The 18,523-nt window shown below is 33.9% G+C and carries 14 protein-coding genes; 1 reads left to right on the top strand and 13 read right to left on the bottom strand.

Annotated elements, in window-relative coordinates; genetic code table 11:
* The 6 genes from fliR to IP358_RS00045 form a co-directional block, all read right to left on the bottom strand.
* Positions 1-780, bottom strand: a complete 780-nt coding sequence (fliR, locus tag IP358_RS00070) for a flagellar biosynthetic protein FliR (protein ID WP_006802304.1) — start codon at positions 778-780, stop codon at positions 1-3.
* 18 nt (positions 781-798) lie between these two features.
* On the bottom strand, positions 799-1,437 hold the full coding sequence (locus IP358_RS00065; RefSeq protein ID WP_006802305.1) for an ABC transporter ATP-binding protein: 639 nt from the start codon (positions 1,435-1,437) through the stop codon (positions 799-801).
* A gap of 7 nt (positions 1,438-1,444) precedes the next feature.
* Positions 1,445-2,512, bottom strand: a complete 1,068-nt coding sequence (gene tsf / locus IP358_RS00060; RefSeq protein ID WP_006802306.1) for a translation elongation factor Ts — start codon at positions 2,510-2,512, stop codon at positions 1,445-1,447.
* Positions 2,513-2,522: 10 nt separating this feature from the next.
* The gene (gene rpsB, locus IP358_RS00055) at positions 2,523-3,320 is read right to left on the bottom strand and encodes a 30S ribosomal protein S2 (protein WP_006802307.1); all 798 of its coding nucleotides are present in this window, start codon (positions 3,318-3,320) and stop codon (positions 2,523-2,525) included.
* Between the two features lie 277 nt (positions 3,321-3,597).
* The gene (locus IP358_RS00050) at positions 3,598-8,085 is read right to left on the bottom strand and encodes an autotransporter outer membrane beta-barrel domain-containing protein (protein ID WP_006802308.1); all 4,488 of its coding nucleotides are present in this window, start codon (positions 8,083-8,085) and stop codon (positions 3,598-3,600) included.
* Positions 8,086-8,422: 337 nt separating this feature from the next.
* Positions 8,423-9,382 carry a D-2-hydroxyacid dehydrogenase gene (locus IP358_RS00045; RefSeq protein WP_006802309.1) on the bottom strand — a complete coding sequence of 320 codons (960 nt, stop codon included), beginning with the start codon at positions 9,380-9,382 and terminating at the stop codon, positions 8,423-8,425.
* A gap of 53 nt (positions 9,383-9,435) precedes the next feature.
* Here IP358_RS00045 and argB point away from each other — a divergent pair, with 53 nt between their 5' ends.
* Positions 9,436-10,290: an acetylglutamate kinase gene (argB, locus tag IP358_RS00040; protein ID WP_006802310.1), complete on the top strand. Its 855-nt coding sequence runs from the start codon at positions 9,436-9,438 to the stop codon at positions 10,288-10,290.
* A 2-nt stretch (positions 10,291-10,292) separates the two neighbouring features.
* Here argB and cmoB read toward each other — a convergent pair whose 3' ends face one another.
* From cmoB to dnaA, 7 genes are all read right to left on the bottom strand, one after another.
* Positions 10,293-11,213 carry a tRNA 5-methoxyuridine(34)/uridine 5-oxyacetic acid(34) synthase CmoB gene (gene cmoB, locus IP358_RS00035; RefSeq protein WP_006802311.1) on the bottom strand — a complete coding sequence of 307 codons (921 nt, stop codon included), beginning with the start codon at positions 11,211-11,213 and terminating at the stop codon, positions 10,293-10,295.
* Positions 11,213-11,422, bottom strand: coding sequence for a hypothetical protein (locus IP358_RS00030; RefSeq protein WP_101312949.1), 210 nt, complete (start codon positions 11,420-11,422; stop codon positions 11,213-11,215). The genes cmoB and IP358_RS00030 overlap by 1 nt, the downstream gene beginning before the upstream one ends.
* Positions 11,423-11,516: 94 nt before the next feature.
* Positions 11,517-12,902, bottom strand: a complete 1,386-nt coding sequence (locus IP358_RS00025; protein ID WP_006802313.1) for an anaerobic C4-dicarboxylate transporter — start codon at positions 12,900-12,902, stop codon at positions 11,517-11,519.
* A gap of 108 nt (positions 12,903-13,010) precedes the next feature.
* Positions 13,011-13,658, bottom strand: a complete 648-nt coding sequence (gene plsY / locus IP358_RS00020) for a glycerol-3-phosphate 1-O-acyltransferase PlsY (protein ID WP_006802314.1) — start codon at positions 13,656-13,658, stop codon at positions 13,011-13,013.
* 9 nt (positions 13,659-13,667) lie between these two features.
* Positions 13,668-15,980, bottom strand: coding sequence for a DNA topoisomerase (ATP-hydrolyzing) subunit B (gene gyrB / locus IP358_RS00015; protein WP_006802315.1), 2,313 nt, complete (start codon positions 15,978-15,980; stop codon positions 13,668-13,670).
* Positions 15,981-15,988: 8 nt separating this feature from the next.
* Positions 15,989-17,056 (bottom strand): DNA polymerase III subunit beta, encoded by a 1,068-nt coding sequence (gene dnaN / locus IP358_RS00010; RefSeq protein ID WP_006802316.1) that lies wholly within the window; start codon positions 17,054-17,056, stop codon positions 15,989-15,991.
* A 174-nt stretch (positions 17,057-17,230) separates the two neighbouring features.
* Positions 17,231-18,523, bottom strand: coding sequence for a chromosomal replication initiator protein DnaA (gene dnaA, locus IP358_RS00005; protein ID WP_040498324.1), 1,293 nt, complete (start codon positions 18,521-18,523; stop codon positions 17,231-17,233).

Below are 18,523 nucleotides of genomic sequence, written 5' to 3'. Positions count from 1 at the left end.
CTAAAAGCTGTTTTGAAAAAGAATCGTTAATGCGTCAAATGCGCTTAAAAACTCTCTTTTGAAATGCAAGATGATTGCTGGAACAATCACAATTAGCACCGCAAATGCAATAGCAATCTTAACAGGAAACCCAATAGCTAGCAAGTTAAATTGTGGATGCGCTTTCATAATCATTCCAAAAATAATATCACTTAATAAAATTAATGCAATAATAGGAAAGGACATTGTAAGCCCTATTACAAAAATATGAGAAAAAGACTTGATAATATATTCAATATAGTTTTGAGAATACATAAAACCACCTAATGGAATCTCTTTGACACTCTCGCTCACAAAATAAAAAAAGAGATGATGATAATCAAGCCCTAGCATAATCAAAAGCGCAAGAAGCGTTAAAAGCTGTCCTACAATAGGCTTTTGAGCCCCTGTTACAGGATCATAAGCATTTGCGATTGTTAAACCCATTGCAAAAGAAATTAGCTCCCCACCAAAAGAAATCATGCCAAAAACAATTTGTAATGCCATTGAAGCAAGAAATCCTAACATAACCTCTGAAAGCCCAGCCACAATAAAACGCAAAATTGTCCATTCTGATGGTGGAACAACATCAAGCAGTGGAATAAAAAAAATCGTTAATAAGAAAATCAAAGTACCCTTTAATTGCGCAGTAATGAGTTGATTTTCAAAAAAGGGAAAGAATGCAATAATTCCAGCAAAGCGCAAAAGCAGAAGCAAGAAGTTTGCAACATTACCCTCTGTTAAGTATGCTAAAAGTTCCATAAGTTCTAAGTTATAACCTTAACTAAGTGTATTTAATGCAGTGTTTTCAAGCTTATAAGCATACATTGCCTTTTTCGCCAAAACAGGATCATGCGTTGCAAAAACTAACAAAGATTGCGTTAATTCTACATAATCAAAAAGAAGTTGCATTACGCTAAATGCAGTCTCTCTATCTAAATTTCCAGTAGGCTCATCAGCAAAGATTATTTTGGGACGCTTGGTTAAAATTCTAGCAATAGATAGGCGTTGTTGCTGTCCGCCACTTAGCGTGCCTACACTTTGTGATAAAATCTCAGAAATACCAAATAAGCTTAAAATTTCTCCATCGATTTTCTCGCCACTTAAAAGTGCGGCAACTTCTAAATTTTCTTGCGCACTAAAACCAGAAAATAAATAATGGGATTGAAAAATAATTCCAATATCATTGCGGCGAAGAGCAAGAAGTTTATCTGAAGGAAGCGTGTAAATATTATCATTAAATATTCTAATTTCACCGCTTTGTGGTTTTAAAAAGCTTGACAGGATATGCAAAAGCGTGCTTTTACCACTTCCGCTAACTCCCATAATAGAAAGCGTCTCTTTAGCACCTAACTCCAAAGAAACATTTTCTAAAATTTGTTGCTCATAGCCAAAAGAAAGATTTTTAGCTACTAGCATAAATTAATTAGCCAAGTTGTGCCGCAACTTCATCTGCGAAACTACAAGCTTGCTTCTCGATACCTTCGCCAAGCTCAAAGCGCACATATTCTACAACTTCAATGGAATCGTTTAATTCTTTTGATTTTTCTGCTAACACTTGTGCGATTGTTTTTTTATCGTCCATTACAAAGAATTGCCCAAGTAGCGTTAATCTTTGATCTAAAATCGTAGAATCTGCTTTAAAGCGTTCAATTTGTCCTGGCAAGATTTTATCCCAAATTGCTTCTGGCTTACCCTGTGCTTTTAGCTCTGCTTTTAAAGCTTCTTCTTGCTTTGCCAAAATTTCATCTGTTAGCTCTAATTGGCTAATGTATTGTGGAATCTTATGCAATGGCTTACCAAGTCTTTTTAGCTCCTCATTTTCTTTTTCAAGTTCTGCAATAATTGCAGTTTTTTCAGCTTCCACAAAGCCTTTGTCAAAAGAGTGATAAGAAATTACTTGTGGCTTCATCGCTGCTGCGTGCATACAAAGACTTTTTGTAAGATCTGCCAACTTCGCAGCATTTGCTTCATTTTGGCATTTAAGCGCAATAATAACTCCCACACGCCCATTTGAATGCACATAGGCATTTACGATTCCGCTACCTTGTGCTTCTATTTTTGCAATTCTTCTAACAACGATATTTTCACCAATTTTTGCAATTTGTGTTTTTAGATATTCTTCAAACTTAGCACCATCAAGCTCTAAAGAATGCAATTCTTCAGCAGTTGAAATGTTAGAATCTTGTACCATTGCAATGGTTTTTGCGCTCAATTCTTTAAAACCATCATTTTTTGCAACAAAGTCTGTTTCAGAGTTAATCTCTGCCATACTTGCTTTTTTGAAATCACTTGAAACTTGAATGCTAATAGCACCTTCAGCTGCAACTCTATCTGCTTTTTTAGCAGCTTTACTTAAGCCTTTTTCTCTTAAATATTCCACAGCTTTTTCTAAATCGCCACCAACTTCTACAAGAGCTTTTTTGCAATCCATCATTCCTGCATCTGTCATATCGCGGAGCTGCTTTACTAATTGCGCGCTAATTTCTGCCATAAAATTCTCCTTATTCTACACTTTTTGTAAAGTCTTCTTCAGTCATTGCCTCTTGAATCACTTCTTGTTTTTCTTCTTCGCTTGCAGGCACTACTTCTTCAGAAACTTCCCCAGCAACTGCCTCACCACCAGCAATCGCACGCCCTTCAGTAATTGCCTCTGCCATTTCTTTACAGAAAAGCTGAATGGAGCGAATCGCATCATCATTCCCCGGAATTGGAAAATCTACCATATCTGGATCACAATTTGTATCAAGTGGTGCAACAACAGGGATTCCAAGTCTTCTAGCTTCCGCAACGGCGATTTTTTCTTTTGCCGCATCAATCACAAAAATCATATCCGGAGCTTTTTTAAGATGACGCACACCACCAAGATATTGTGTTAATTTTTCTTTTTTACGCAAAATCATTAATTTTTCTTTTTTTGTTAAAAGATCAATTTGCCCGCTAGATTCCATTTCTTCAATGATTTCAAGCTTGCGGATAGATTTTTTAATTGTTGAGAAGTTTGTTAGCATTCCACCAAGCCAGCGGTAATTAACATAGGGAGCTTGCACGCTTTCTGCATATTGTTTTAGCGTCTCACTTGCTTGCTTTTTTGTCCCTACAAACATAATTGTTTTTCCCTCTGCTGCTGCATCACGCACAATATTATAAGTGTAGCGGAAGTAACGCAAAGTTTTTTGCAAGTCAATAATATGAATATTTTTTCTTACACCAAAAATGTATTTTTTCATTTTTGGATTCCAACGCCTTGTTTGATGTCCAAAATGCACACCACATTCTAAAAGATCTTTCATTGTTACCATAATTTTCTCCTAATTTGTGTTTTGGTTTTCCCTCCACGCTCCTTAACGCAAATGCGCAACCTAACTAGGACTAGCGTGTGTGAGTTGATAAAATAAAAGCCCATGATTTTACTGAAAGTTTTTTTAAGTTTAGATAAATTAAAGCTAAGATTATACAAAAACTAAATACCACCAAGGAATATCCCTAGTGGTATAAAAGAGAGTAGAATAAATCCAGCTATTGGATTTCAAATGCTTTAATACAAGAATGACAAAGGAATTAATCTTATTCTAAAACTTAGAATAAGTAGCGTAACTCCCCTCTTACTCCCATATTAAGATTATTAGCTCCTCTTAGGAAATAACGATTGCCTTCCAAAGAGAGTTCTAACATATCATTAATTCTATGTTTAAGCCCTAAAACCATATTTCCATAATACAAGTTATACTCTGGAGTATCAAAGTCAAATGAGCCTTGAGAGATAAGATCAGTGATAAAACCTTTTCCATTATGTGAAGAATAATAATAATATCCTGTATCAAACTTACTATAAGCAATGGTTTTACCGCTATTAAAATATTTACCCACTAAAATTGATCCAATAGCCCCAAGACTATAATAACCACCTTGTTTAACTCTTAAATCATTAGAAGTTGTAAAGTCATTGCCGTGGTAGAGAGTATAATCTACTTTAACATTTGTATCTACCAACCAATCATTTTTTAAATTAAACTTCTTACCAGCTGCTAGAGATACTCCTAAAGATCTTGCTTTAGCATCAGCATTCATTTCATCATCTCCACCATCAATGTATGCTGTAAGCTCTGATTTATAAAGATCAAATCCAATATCTGCTTCATAATAGAATCCAGAATGTGTAGCAATTGCCCCATACATTCCTAAGCTAGTGTTTTTAAGTTTATTATGTCCAATGTTATCATCATATTTTGCTTGCACTAAACCATATCCAAAATAAACACCGCGCATTACATCATATCCTTTGAAATTTGCAACATGATCAAATCCAAATTTATTAATTGTATGGTGTGTATTAATATTATGATTTAAATCTCCTCCAGTTGTAAAATCTACATCTGAAGAATATACTTGATGCCACATACCACTTCTACCTTGTGTTAATCCATCATTTTTTAAGATTCTAAATCTTTCAGAGAGTTGAGAATCTGCTAAAAAGGACATTCTATTTACCAAGAAAGAATTATCTAGTGAAACCAACACAGAGTTAGAAGGAAGTTGATTATTAACTGCTAGTCCTGTTAGAATAACATCTTTACTTATTGCATCTTGTTGAATATCTGCAGTCCATTTGTATTTAAAAATTCCAACATCTGTATTCCATTTTGCTTGTGTTTTACCCTCACTATCTAATCCTAAAGCCTGTGTTAAATCAGCAGAGCTTTTATCTTTTACTCCTGAGAGATCAATAAGAGTATGTTTTCCTTCAATCTTTTGTGTAGATCTTGGTGGAATCTTTCTTAGATTATCAAAGGTTTTATCTTGTCCTATTTTAATATCCATTGCACTAAGATTTGTAAAATCTACAGAATCTGTAACTTTTAGACTATCCCCTGTTTGTTTATCACTATTTACATCATCTAAATCTGTATAGAAGACATATTTATTCTTCCCACTTGCTTCATAGCGATCTGTGCTAAAGGTATGGTAGGTTGTTCTTCCATTTTCTGCCCTAGTTACTTTATTGCTTCTGTTGCCATCTGGAAGCAGTGTATTATCCCCTTGCATTGCAGTAAAGAGCAAGCTAGAATTATTCATCATAAAACCACTTCCTTGATTTTCAACAACAAGCTCTTCTATATTGGTAGCATTGCCATTTGTAGTGATACCTATTTTAGAATCTAGCGTAACATCAGCCCCAACATTTATTGTTGAACCATCTGCATAAATAGAATAAGCATAGGCTGCATCAACTACAGCTTTATCATCAGCTTTATCTTTATCCACAAAAGCATTTGCACTTACATTTAATTTCTCATTAATATCTAATGTAGAACCGCTTGCATCAATTCCTACTGCACTTACCATAACACCACCAGTATTTGCAGTAGCACTTCTAAAGAATCTATTAACTCCTAAATTTGCATTTTTATCATAAGCTTTAGCTTTGGCTGTTACTACAATAGAACTTTGACCATCAATAGAAATCTCAGAAGCTTCTCCATCAATTCCTACAACTTTAGCATTACCATTTTTACCATTTAAGCCATCTCCACCACTTTGAACATTAGCAAGTAAATCTTCTAGTTTGATTTTGCCATCTTTAATTGCTTGCTTTGTTTCTTCTGTTAAATCAAAGCCTTTGTATTGATCAGCATTATCATTAATTGTTTCTCCAGCTTTACCACCATTAGCACCCTTACCAGCAGTTGCTTCAAGTGTTAGATTGACATTATTTAAAGCAACTTTAGAATCTGCTTTAAAGCCTGTTAGAGTTGCATCTCCACCATCACCACCTTTACCACCAGTCCCTGTAAAGATTCCATATTTTTCAGCATAATCGTGATCAATTCCATCTGCTTTACCACCATTAGCACCCTTACCACCATTACCAGCAAGAGCTGTGATTGTTGTAGTGCCTGATAGAGTAGCATTTGCTTTTTCTTTAAGCACATTTGCTTCTACACTTTCACCATTAGAACCATTTTGCCCATCACCACCTTTACCAAATAAAGAAGCATTTCCACCATTTTCTGTGGCATTAACTCCATTAGAAGCAGTTAGATTTTTATTAGTGATAGAGCCTAGATTCCCACTACTTGCTAAAGAATCTAAAATGGAGCTTTTACCATCAGCTAGCTCATACTTACCACCTGTTTTATCTGCTCCTTGTTCAGATTTAATCGCATCGCCTCTTATATAGATGATTTTATCATTATCAAATTTAGTTTCTTGAGAAAACTTATATCTAGCGTGATCTTCTACATCAGCTCCATTAGCTAAAGTTGTATCAGCAACTCCCTGTTCTTTTCCTAATTGGAATTTTTCAGAGTCTGCTTTTGAGATACCTGTGATTAATTCACTTTGCACACCGAGCATAGCATTTCCACCACTAGCTAGATGATTAAAATATTTACTCTCATCTACTTTGATTCCAATTTTATTATTATTTTCAATTGTTATTTTATCTTTAGCAGTCATTTCAAGCTTATCAGATTGTATGCCATCTGCACTTACTGCAAAGGTAATGCTAGAGTTTCCTTTGGTATTTAAAGCAGAAGTTTTTAAAGTTTTAAAGCCATCATTATCTTTAGTGTGCGCAAAAGAAATATGGGAATTATCAAGTAGGATTCCAGATTTATCATTAACTTCTGATTCTCCTGTATCTTTTGGGTCATTGAATTTTTTAGCAGTTGAATTAACACTAACATTTGAAGTTAAAACAATATTAGAGCCTGTTGCTTTAATCCCAAAGCTTTCAGAATCATTGGCTTTAGTTGCAGAAGTATTAATGTTCATTGTGCCAGTGTTATTTAAAGCACCAATGTTAGCAGTGAGATTATTTAATACAAAAGCATTGGCGATGGCTTTGTTGGGATTGGATTCTACATCATCAGGCTTGGAGGGGGGAGTTGGCACACGCCCCGCTTCTGTGTTAATATCACCTGGCATGTTACTATATGAACAATTTTGATTGCTCGTAGGACACGCATTCTGCTTTCCTGCTTTACCTTCCTCTCCACTCTCTCCACTCTCTCCATGTTGCCCCATTTCTCCATCATCACCACCTTCAGCTTTAAGAGTAATGGAATCTATATTAATATTTACAACTTTATCTTTATTTGTATTTTTACTAAAATCAGCAAAGATTAATTCTGCATTTCCCCCTGCTCCACCTTTACCAGCTTGTCCGCCTTTGCCACCCCTACCAGCATCTCCACCAAAACCACCTTGTGATACTCCTTTTTTTGGATTATATTTATTGCTATCAACTTTATTAATAGCATTTCCACCATCTCCGCCTTTGCCTCCTTCTGTTCCATTCCCTCCTTTGGCTCCATTACCACCCGTAAGGTTAAGTGCAATCATCTGCCCAGCACTATTAATTACATCCATTCCAGTGAGTTTAATATGTTTTTCTTCTACAATTGTCTCCCCATTTTCTCCAGAACTACCCGAGTTGCCATTTTTTCCATAATTGCCAGGTTTTCCTTCAATGCGTTTGTCAATATCTAAGCTCGCATGATCATTATCTGCATAATCAAAATTTGAATTCCATTTTCCACCATTTTTAATTGCTGTATCACCTTCAAGCCTTATAACTCCATCGTCATAAACATGATCATACTGCTGTTGCCCAAATTCAGGTCTATGCTTTACTGTAAAATATTTTAAGAATTTATTACCTTTATAAATTTCTTTATATACATATGGGTCTTTTGTCTTATCGTCTGTAGAACCACTTATATAATGTCTATTTCTCAATTTTATTAATTCAACCTCGCTAATATGCCCAACACCATCGGTGCCATCTTCCCCTTTTTTAGTTGCATCCGCTGCATTTTGTTTTCCAGTTTCATTAACCATAGTCTTGCTTATATCCTGATACGCATTAATTTTATCAAGACTAAATTTTTCATTAATTCCAAATCCATTTGCATAAGCTGATGAGTGAAAAATAAAAGTAGAAAGTGAAGTTGCAAGAACACTATAATAAATTGCCTTGCTAGTAAATGGGGCTAATAAATGTCTCTTAAATGCCCCCCCCCCCGCAGGAATATTAGAATGATTGTCTAATGATTTTTCCATATTTTCTCCTTTTTTTAATGTTAATTTTAATATTGGAAATTAAGCATTATATAATAAATCATTTAAAAATAAAAGTAACATTGTTACTATTTTTTTAATGAAATAAAAATCATTTTTATAATACAAAGAAAAATATAAAAATTAATTGCATATTATAGGGATTTATTAATATTTATATTAAATCTTAAATTTATAAAAATTTTATTTTTTAAAGTTACATTTAGTAACGAATTAGAGAAAAATTAGAAGAATTTTTAAATTTCTAAGAAGTTTTTGTGTTTGTTTATGAAAAGTTAAAAATTTAATGAAGTGGAATCTAAAAAAGGATTCCAACTTTTTAAGAGTGCATAAACTCCACAATATTTTTTAAAATTCCATCTATTAAAATCTCTTTACTTTCTTCATAACCCCACGCATTATGCGGTGTTAGCACAAGTTTGTTTGAAAACTCTTTATCAAGCAAGGGGTGATTTTGCTCCATAGGCTCTTTAGCGAATACATCAAAGCCTGCGTAAATTTCGCGTTTTTTTAGCTCTTTTGCTAAATCTTCTTCATTTACGATTCCACCTCTACCAACATTAATCAAAATCGCACTATTTTGTAAAAGCCCTAAATTGCTAGCGTTTAATAAATTTTGCGTGTTAGAATTTAGTGGAGCGTGGATAGAGATAATTTGCGACTCCTTTAAAAGCGATTCCAAATTATTTTTAGGATATTTCGCGCTGTTATTTTTACCACTTGTAGAATAATAACTAACTTCTGCCCCAAATGCACTTGCAAGCTCTGCTACACGCTCCCCTATACTTCCTAAGCCGATGATTCCCCATTTTTTTCCTGCAATTAATCGCAAAGGATACACAAGATTTGTAAATAAAGGATTTCTTGCATATTCTCCACTTTTACAATAAGAATCATAAAAAGATAACTTGCCACTTAAGGCTAAGACTAGCATTAGCGTGTGTTGCGCCACGCTTTGTGTGGAATATCCTGCTACATTTTTAACTACGATTCCAAACTCACTAGCAGCCTCTAAGTCTATATTATTCATTCCTGTTGCTGTGATACATACAAGTTTTAATGTATCTTTTAACGCTGTTAAAAGTGTGCGATCTAATACAACTTTGTTTGTTAGAATAATCTCTGCTCCTAAACATCGTTCTAACACTTCATTTGGCATTGTTATAGGATATTCTTTGTAGTTAAAATGTGGATTAATTGCTATTAATTGCTCTTTTAAAGAGTTTTGTCCTAGCGTTAAAGCATCTAAAAATACGATTCTTAAATTTTTTTCTTGCATTGATGAGCCTTGTTTTTAGTTATAATTTTACATTCTATCACAAAAGAGGTAAAATGCATAACCATTCTAAAATCGTTTCAATCCTTTTAGATTCTCTTCCCTATATCCGTTTTTTTCGCGGTTCTAAAATCGTGATTAAATACGGCGGTGCGGCGCAAATTAACCCTGAGTTAAAGGAGCAATTTGCCATTGATATTGTAATGCTTTATATGCTAGGGATTAAGCCAATCATCATTCACGGCGGCGGCAAGCGCATTAATGAACTCCTTGATGCGTTAAAAATTCAAAGTGAGTTTGTCAATGGACTGCGTGTAACAAGTATTGACGCGCTAAAAATCGTTGAAATGGTATTAAGTGGCGAAATTAATAAAGAAATCACAGCCTTTTTAAACTTTCACGGCGTTAATGCCCTAGGTATTAGCGGCAAAGACGCTTCGTTGTTTCAAGCAATCCCAAAAGATAGTGGCAAATACGGCTACACTGGTGAGATTATCCAAACAAATGGTAAAGTTATCAATAATCTTTTAGAACAAAATCTAGTGCCTGTTATCGCACCTATTGCTTGTGGTGATGAGGCAGGACACCCCGGATTTAACATAAATGCAGACTCTGCTGCAAGTGCCATTGCAATCGCAACAGGCGCAAAAAGGGCGATTTTCCTAACAGACACTAAGGGCGTGCTAGATAAAAATGGGGAGATTATAGAATCGCTAAATATCTCCCAAACACAAGAACTTTATGCAAATGGAACAATTAATGGTGGTATGATTCCAAAGGTTGAAGCGTGCTTAGATTGTGTTAAAAATGGAGTAGAAAAGGCGCATATTATTGATGGTAGGATTCCACATTCCTTGCTTTTAGAGCTTTTTACAAGTGCGGGGATTGGCACAGAATTTATGGCAGAATAGAGCTAAACTTTTTTAGCCTTTAAATACGCTCTTTTAGGGGCAGGATAACCTTCAATGGTTCTCTCTCCTGTGGAATCTAAAAAATCTTCTAGGGATTCTCCGTTACTCCATTCTGTTTTCCTTTGCTCATCAAAAGCAGTTTTTAGAGTTGCAATATGCAGAACTTCCTTAAATCCACAAGATTCTAACCAATTTCTAAAAGTGTTTAGTGTCGGAATAAAATAAACATTTGGCATTTTTGCATAACGCTCTTTTGGACAAAGAGCAATTTCTCCTTCCCCATCAATAATTAAGCTATCAAACACCGCTTCACCGCCTTTTTTAAGAGAATTAAACACCAACTTTATGGAATCTAGTGGGCTTTTTCTGTGGTATAACACACCAAGACAAAGCATTATATCAAAGGAATTTGTAAAAAATCCTAACTCTTCAATCCCTAAAAGCTCAAAGTTTAAACGCGCTTCCTTAGCAAAAAACTGCAAAAACTTGTATTGCAAAAAACATAAAGGCATAGGATCAAAACCTAAAATTTGCTTAGGGTTTTGCGCTAGCATTCTAAACATATAATAACCATTGTTACAGCCTATATCGCCGATAATTTTGTCTTTTAAATCCAAGTGAGACTCTAGCAAATTATACTTTATCGCACTATCCCACTCACTAAGAATTTCTAAATCATTTATTTTAAAAGGACCTTTGCGCCAAGGAATCAATGCTCTAGCCACTTCACAAACTAAATTAAAAGATTGCACGCTAATATGTGGAATCTCAATACAAATGCTATCTTTATAAAAAATCTTAACATCTGATAATTCTGACTTTGGAATAGTATTTAGTAATTCTAACTTCTCTTGTAAGGGCAAAATGTGCTTGAAACTCAATACGCGATTGCGTGCAATCCTTACTTGCTCTAAAGTCTGCATCACCAAACTTCTTCTTGCTCTTGTTCTTTTAAAACTTTATCTTTGTAAATGATATTATCTGGGCAGACTTCGTGGTATCTGCCCTCTGCATCATAATAATAACTTTTCTCATCCCAATAAGAATTTGAAATTCCACAAGAGTTTTGATAAAAACAACCACTAAAACTAAGCGCAACAAAAAGAGAAAAAAGAGTTGTTTTAATCCACATCATTTTGCCTTGTAATTTTATGTGGAAGTGTATAATGTGAAGTAAAAGAAACTGCTTAAAGTTGGAATCTTAAATTAGATTCCAACTTTTAATTTTACAAATACCCCGCAAATGTTGCAAAGATATAACCAAACACACAAGATGAGAAAACCCCAATTAATCCGGGCAAAATAAAGCTATGATTAATAACAAATTTTCCAATATGTGTTGTGCCTGAGCGGTCAAACTGAATTGTTGCTAAGTCACTTGGATAGGTTGGTAAAATATAATATCCATAGCAAGCTGGTGCAAAGGCTACAATAATTGCTGGATGCACACCAATTCCTAATGCTAATGGCACAAATGCTGCAATTGCTGCTGCTTGAGAATTAACAAATTTAGAAATTAATAAAAGCATAATCGCATAAGTCCAAGGATGTTCTTGCACCACGCTACCAAGTGCTGTTTTCATCATCGGCGTATGCACAGCAAACATTGTATCTGCCATCCAAGAGATTCCAAACACCGCAACAAGCGCAATCATACCAGAACGGAAAATCTCATTTTTACCAATTTTACCTGCATCGACATCTGTAAAAATTAACAACGCCGCTCCCGCTAAAAGCATAAACATTTGAATAGTATCAACCATACTCATAGGCTTTAATGCGCCTTTTACTTCAAAAGCTGGGCGAAGCTCTGGGAAAGCACCAAGAATAGCAACAATAGCAATTGCACCTAAGAAAATCCACATCGCAAGCCAATCTTTAAAAGGAAGTTTAACACCTAAAAGTGTTTTTGCATCTCCATAGACATATTTTTTAAACTCTGGATCTTTTAATTTTTCTTGAAAAACTTCATCTTTATCTAAATCTTTGCCCCTAAACCAAGAAAAAATTCCAACCATCAAAACACCACATAATGTAGATGGAATCGTAATTGCAAGCAAATCCACATAACCATCAAATCCTGCTAATGGACTTGTCGCATTTAGCAAAAATGCGGTGAGTGAAACCACAGCAACAGACACCGGGCTTGCGATAATCCCCATTTGTGATGAAATAGAAGAAGCTGCCATTGGGCGTTCTGGACGAATTCCATTTTTAATTGCAATATCATAGATAATTGGCATCATTGTATAAACAACATGCCCTGTTCCACATAAAATTGTAAGAAAGCAAGTAACAAATGGTGCTAAAATAGTCAAAAATCTAGGGTTTCTACGCAAGATTTTTTCTGCAATTTGTAGCATTACATCTAAACCACCGCTTGCTTGTAATGTCGCACTTGCAACAACTACTGCCAAAATCGTAAGCATAACAGAAACAGCCGGCTTACCCGGTGCAACATTAAATCCAAATGCTAAGACTAAAAGTCCGATTCCACCTAATAATCCTAAGGCAATTCCGCCCTTTTTCGCCCCATAAAAAAGACAAATCAAAACAACAATTAGTTGAATGGTAAATTGCCACCCTTCACTAAGATTTACTAAAAAATCCATGTGTGAAACTCCTTTTGAAAATTTAGAATGTGATTTTATCACAAAAAGAAACAAGGAAGTAAGAAAGGGCGACAAAAATTACTCAAAAGTAAAGAAGCTTTAATAGGATTAAATAATTTTTTGCTCTTTATTTTGAATTAAACGCACAATATTTGGAATATGCTTGTAAATCACAATTATAGAAATTAAAATCAAAGGCGTATGTGTGCTAATATATGGAACCTCTGGGTGAATGATAAAGCTTGAACTAATTCCAATAAGCAATCCCAACAAAGAAGCAAGGGAAGAGATTTTTAAAAACTTCCCTACTAAAAACCAAACAATTAATCCTAAAATTGCTTCAATTGGTAAAAATACAGCAATCACACCAACCGTTGTTGCCACACCTTTACCCCCTTCAAACTTTAGAAATGGGCTAAAGCAATGCCCAAGGACAGCTAAAAATGCAAGCATCCATTGTGCTTCATAGTCTAAACCTGCAAGTTTTGCAATGGCAATAACCACCATACCTTTTAATGCATCGCTTAGCATTGTAAGAATTGCAACTTTTTTAGCAAGCTTTGGATTGCTTTGTTTTAATGCGCGCAAAACATTTGTAGCTCCTATACTTCCACTGCCTACTTCTCTAATATCTACACCACCTAAGAGCTTCCCATATAATAGCCCAAAAGGGATTCCACCTACTAAATAAGCAAGGGTATAGAAGATTCCATTTAAACTTGTAAAAAAGTCAATAATTCCACCTAAAATATACATTAAAATATCCTAAACATCTAAATGTTTAACATCTTTTGCATGAGCTTGGATATACTCACGGCGTGGCTCAACCTCATCACCCATAAACAAAGAAAACACATCACTTGCAGTGCCATCATCTTTAATTTCCACACGGATTAATCGGCGATTTTCTGGAGTCATTGTTGTTTCCCATAATTGTTCAGGGTTCATTTCTCCTAAACCTTTATAGCGTTGGATATATGCCCCTTTTTTGCTACTATCTTCTATTTTTTCTAGCATTGCAATAGGATCTTCACCATTTAAAAAATCTAAATCCCTTTCTTGCATTTTTTCATATACATAACGCGCTTCTTCAAAAAGTGGGTGAGTAAAGAGTTCATCATCAATTTTAATATCCACCAATCCAGCATCAGTTTGCACATACAAATGGATTTTTTCTTCATCAATCATTTCATTTAAAATATTAAAATGTAGCGCAGTAATTTTTTCTTTAATAGCTTGAACTAAATCAGAATTTTTCGCACCAATTAAATCTGGATTTTCAATTAAAAACTTCACAATTTCAATAAGAGAAAAGCGTTTTTTAAGATTTTGTAGCGTTGTGCGATAATGCGCTGTGATTTTGAAAAATTCCATTAAATCTTTATTCCCAATTCCACTAAATTCAAAGTTTTCTATTCCATTTTCAATTAAATATTCACTCAAAGCTTTTTCATCTTTAAGATAAATCTCTTTTTTGCCCTTTTTGAAGCGATAAAGTGGTGGTTGGGCAATGTATAAATACCCCGCTTCAATAATACCCTTTAAATAGCGGAAAAAGAAAGTCATTAAAAGTGTTTGGATATGGCTACCATCTACATCGGCATCCGTCATTATAATAATTTTGTTATATCTTGCTTTTTCAATATCAAACTCTTCTCCGATTCCACAACCAAGGGCGGTGATAAGGTTTTTAATCTCTTCACTTTTTAAAATCTTATCAAGGCGCGATTTTTCCACATTTAAAATTTTACCCCGTAAAGGCAAAATTGCTTGATAAACCCTATCTCTTCCTTGTTTTGCTGAACCTCCTGCAGAATCTCCCTCTACTAAATACAATTCACTAATGCTTGGATCTTTGCTTTGACAATCCGCAAGTTTTCCCGGAAGCGTTCCTACGCTAAAGGATTCTTTCTTGCGCGTAAGCTCTCTTGCCTTTTTTGCTGCTTCTCTACCTCTTGCCGCAAGCAAAGCTTTTTGCATAATTGCTTTTGCTTCATTAGGATTTTCTTCAAAATATTTTGAAATCTTTTCATAAGTGAGTTTTTGCACAATAGGTTTTACAAAAGTGCTTCCAAGCTTTCCTTTTGTTTGTCCTACAAATTGTGGATCAATCACTCTAACTGAAACAATAGCAACAAGCCCTTCTCTAATATCATCGCCTGTGATTTTAGAATCCTTTTCTCTAGCATTGGCATTAGCTTCAATGTAGTTCATAATAGTTCTTGTAAGCCCTGCCCTAAAACCTGCTTCGTGTGTTCCACCTTCACTTGTGTTAATGTTATTTACAAAACTTAACACTTTTTCATCAAAGCCTTCATTATAAGTGAGTGCAACTTCTACTTCTACACCTTCATCTTTACCTTCAAAACCTAAAATACTTACAATAGCTGGCTTTTTATTAATATCTGTAATAAATTGTGATAAGCCACCTTCAAAGTGGTAAATCTCACTAAATCCATCGCGTTCATCGCTAAAATGGATTGTAATTTGATGGTTTAAATAAGCAAGTTCTTTGAAGCGCTTTTTTAGAATCTCTTTGTCAAATTCTACCACTTCAAAAATGCTAGAATCTGGGATAAACTCAATAGTTGTTCCATTTTCTTTAGTTTCACCGATGATTTCTAAATCATTTTGTGGAATCCCTTGTGAAAAATCTTGACGATAGATTTTATTATGCTTATAAATTGTCATTTGTAAAGAAGTTGAAAGTGCATTAACAACGGAAACTCCAACACCATGCAAGCCTCCAGAATAAGTCTTTTGGTCAAACTTTCCCCCAGCGTGTAAAATTGTTAGAGCAACGGTTGCTGCTGGAATATTTTCTGTGGGATGTATATCAACAGGGATTCCACGCCCATTATCTGTAATCTTTGCTCCCCCATTTTTAGTTAAAATCACATCAATTTTGGTGCAATATCCTGCCATTGCTTCATCAATACAATTATCCACAACTTCATAAATTAGATGATGCAAACCATTTGTGCTTGTATCACCTATATACATTCCGGGGCGTTTTCTAACAGCTTCTAAGCCCTTTAAAACTTTAATACTTTGACCGGTGTATTCTAAATCTTCCATAAATCCCCTTAAAGTATAATTGGCATAACAACTGTTGAAAAATTTTCACTTTTTAGGACAAATGGTGCGTTTTTACCATTTAAAGCCCAAGTGAAAGTTGCTGTATCAATTTGTGTTAAAAAATCTAAAATATGGCGGGAATTTATACCAATTTCAATTTCTTCATTGATAGGAAGTTCTATTTCAATTTGTGTTTTTGCTTCAGAATTATCTTGACTTAGAGATTCAAATAAAATTTCTTGTGCTTTAAATGTAATTTTTACATCATTTGTTACAGAGTTAATAACCTTGATTCCTTCAATAATATTAGTTTTTGGAATATTAAGTTCTGTTTGCATTTCTTTTGGCAAAATCTTTTCATAATCTGGAAATTTTCCATTAATTAAATGAGAAAAGAAAATGTAATTTTGTGATTTAATGATAACATTTTTTTCATTGTAGAATAATTCTATATTATCAAAAAATAATCTTTGGATTTCTGTAATAGCTCTTCTTGGAAAGATTAAAGAAAGATTTTTACCTGATGGCTTGTCAAATTTAATAATTGCAAGGCGTTTTGTATCGGTGGCAACAAAATTATAAGAATATTCTTTAATATCTAAGAGTGCGCCATTTAATTCTCGCTTTTGGTTATTCATATCAATAACTGGAAAGATTTTTTTCATTGAAGTGATAAGCTCTAAAGAATTAATTTCTAGTTTAGGTAAATTTTCAAATTCTGGGAAAGTTGGAAACTCTTGTGCATTAAACATAGGAAGTTTAAAGGAGCTTTTATTTTGTTTAATGTGAAGGTTTTCGTTATTTGTGTAAAGATTAATATCACCTTCTTTTAAGCGTTTGATAATATCTAGGATTTGCTTACCATTAACTGTTGCGATTCCCTCTTCTAAGATATTAACAGAATCAGTTATAGCACAAAGTCCCATTTCAAAATCTGTTGCTTTCGCAATAAGTTGGTTGTTTCTAGTCTCTAAATAGATGTGTGAAGTAATTTGGCTGGAATCTTTTTTATCTAAAAAAGGTTGTAAAGAAGTGAAGATATTGTCTAAGACACTATTTGAAATTGTGATATTCATATAAAGCTCCTTAATCTTTATTAAATTTTAGAAGTATTAGTAGAGCGGTTGAATTGTTGAATAACTTCTACAAGCCTCTAAAATAGGTTTTTTCAATTAGTTTAAATGTTGTTTAGAATTTCACATTAAGGCACAATTTTAGCAAAAGTTTGTTTGTATAGTGTTTAAAAATTGCTATTTTATCTTATTTTTAATTTCTTCTATAATGGTTTTGAAATTTTGGTTTTCGTTGATTTCATTTTGGATACTTTTCATTGCCTTACTTACGGTGCTGTGGTCTTTCATTCCGAAATAGTTTGCAAGATAGGGCATAGAATTTGGTGTAAGTGTGCGTGCTAGATAAATTACAATTTTACGCGCTGTTACGATATTTTTTGAACGACTTTTACTCTTAATATCAGAAGGTTTAAGATTGTAATATTTTGCAACTGTTTCAATGATGGTTTCCATATCTATGTTTTCTTTAGATTCTTTTATATATTCTTTTAAAATATCTTTAACAAAATCAAGGCTAATTTCTTGGATATTTGTAACATTCATTGAGAAGTTGAGTTTAACTAAAACACCTTCAATTTCACGGATATTGTCATTAATATTTGCGGCGATAAAATTAATAATGGAATCACTTAAATGGATTCCATCTAATTCACATTTAGCGCGGATAATATTAATTTTTGTTTCAAGCTCTGGAGGTTGGATATCTGCAAGTAATCCTGAAGTAAAACGCGTTTTTAATCGTTCTTCTAAACCATTCATATCTTTTGGAGGGCGATCTGAAGTTAGCACGATTTGTTTATGATTTTCTTTAAGCTCATTGAAAGTATGAAAAAATTCTTCTTGGATTTGATCTTTTCCACTTAAGAATTGGATATCATCAATTAGTAAATAATCACAAGCTCTGTATTTTTCGCGGAATCTATCCATAGTATTATTGCGAATATGAAGTAGAAAATCATTTAAAAATTGCTCACTTGTAGTGTAGATTACATTTTTTCCTACAATAATATTTGCATTTCCAATAGCGTTTAGTAAATGTGTTTTGCCAAGCCCTGTATTTCCATAAATTACAAGAGGATTATAACTTGTGCTTTGGTTTTGTGCCACAGCTTTTGCGACATTAAAGGCAAAAGTGTTAGAGTTTCCAACGATAAAGGATGTAAAAGTAAAAGAAGGATTGAGATTTGATGCAGTGTTTTGTTTGCGGATATTAGCTTTATTATCTTTCTTTTTATTAGGATTTAACACTTCAACGATAATTTCTGGTTTGAAACCACTATGGATTTCAAAGAGATGTGCAATTTTATTAGAATACTTGGTTTTTACCCAACTTGCTACAAAAACATTTGGTGCGTTTAAGACAACTCTATCATCGCGGGAATATTTTTCATTGTAGGATAATTGACTGATATAATTATCAAATTCAAAGGGCGTAAGCTCATTTTTTAGTTGTAAAAGGACTAAATGCAA

It is taken from the genome of Helicobacter winghamensis ATCC BAA-430, from assembly GCF_028751035.1.
Taxonomy (GTDB): domain Bacteria; phylum Campylobacterota; class Campylobacteria; order Campylobacterales; family Helicobacteraceae; genus Helicobacter_D; species Helicobacter_D winghamensis.
This window is presented reverse-complemented; position numbering and strand designations above follow the sequence as displayed.

Bases quoted from the DNA above. Each gene is read 5' to 3' on its own strand.
- gyrB (WP_006802315.1), bottom strand. From the start codon at position 15,980: ATGGAAGATTTAGAATACACCGGTCAAAGTATTAAAGTTTTAAAGGGC.
- argB (WP_006802310.1), top strand. From the start codon at position 9,436: ATGCATAACCATTCTAAAATCGTTTCAATCCTTTTAGATTCTCTTCCC.
- IP358_RS00050 (WP_006802308.1), bottom strand. From the start codon at position 8,085: ATGGAAAAATCATTAGACAATCATTCTAATATTCCTGCGGGGGGGGGG.
- IP358_RS00025 (WP_006802313.1), bottom strand. From the start codon at position 12,902: ATGGATTTTTTAGTAAATCTTAGTGAAGGGTGGCAATTTACCATTCAA.
- dnaN (WP_006802316.1), bottom strand. From the start codon at position 17,056: ATGAATATCACAATTTCAAATAGTGTCTTAGACAATATCTTCACTTCT.
- fliR (WP_006802304.1), bottom strand. From the start codon at position 780: ATGGAACTTTTAGCATACTTAACAGAGGGTAATGTTGCAAACTTCTTG.
- rpsB (WP_006802307.1), bottom strand. From the start codon at position 3,320: ATGGTAACAATGAAAGATCTTTTAGAATGTGGTGTGCATTTTGGACAT.
- IP358_RS00045 (WP_006802309.1), bottom strand. From the start codon at position 9,382: ATGCAAGAAAAAAATTTAAGAATCGTATTTTTAGATGCTTTAACGCTA.
- plsY (WP_006802314.1), bottom strand. From the start codon at position 13,658: ATGTATATTTTAGGTGGAATTATTGACTTTTTTACAAGTTTAAATGGA.
- tsf (WP_006802306.1), bottom strand. From the start codon at position 2,512: ATGGCAGAAATTAGCGCGCAATTAGTAAAGCAGCTCCGCGATATGACA.
- IP358_RS00030 (WP_101312949.1), bottom strand. From the start codon at position 11,422: ATGTGGATTAAAACAACTCTTTTTTCTCTTTTTGTTGCGCTTAGTTTT.
- IP358_RS00065 (WP_006802305.1), bottom strand. From the start codon at position 1,437: ATGCTAGTAGCTAAAAATCTTTCTTTTGGCTATGAGCAACAAATTTTA.
- cmoB (WP_006802311.1), bottom strand. From the start codon at position 11,213: ATGCAGACTTTAGAGCAAGTAAGGATTGCACGCAATCGCGTATTGAGT.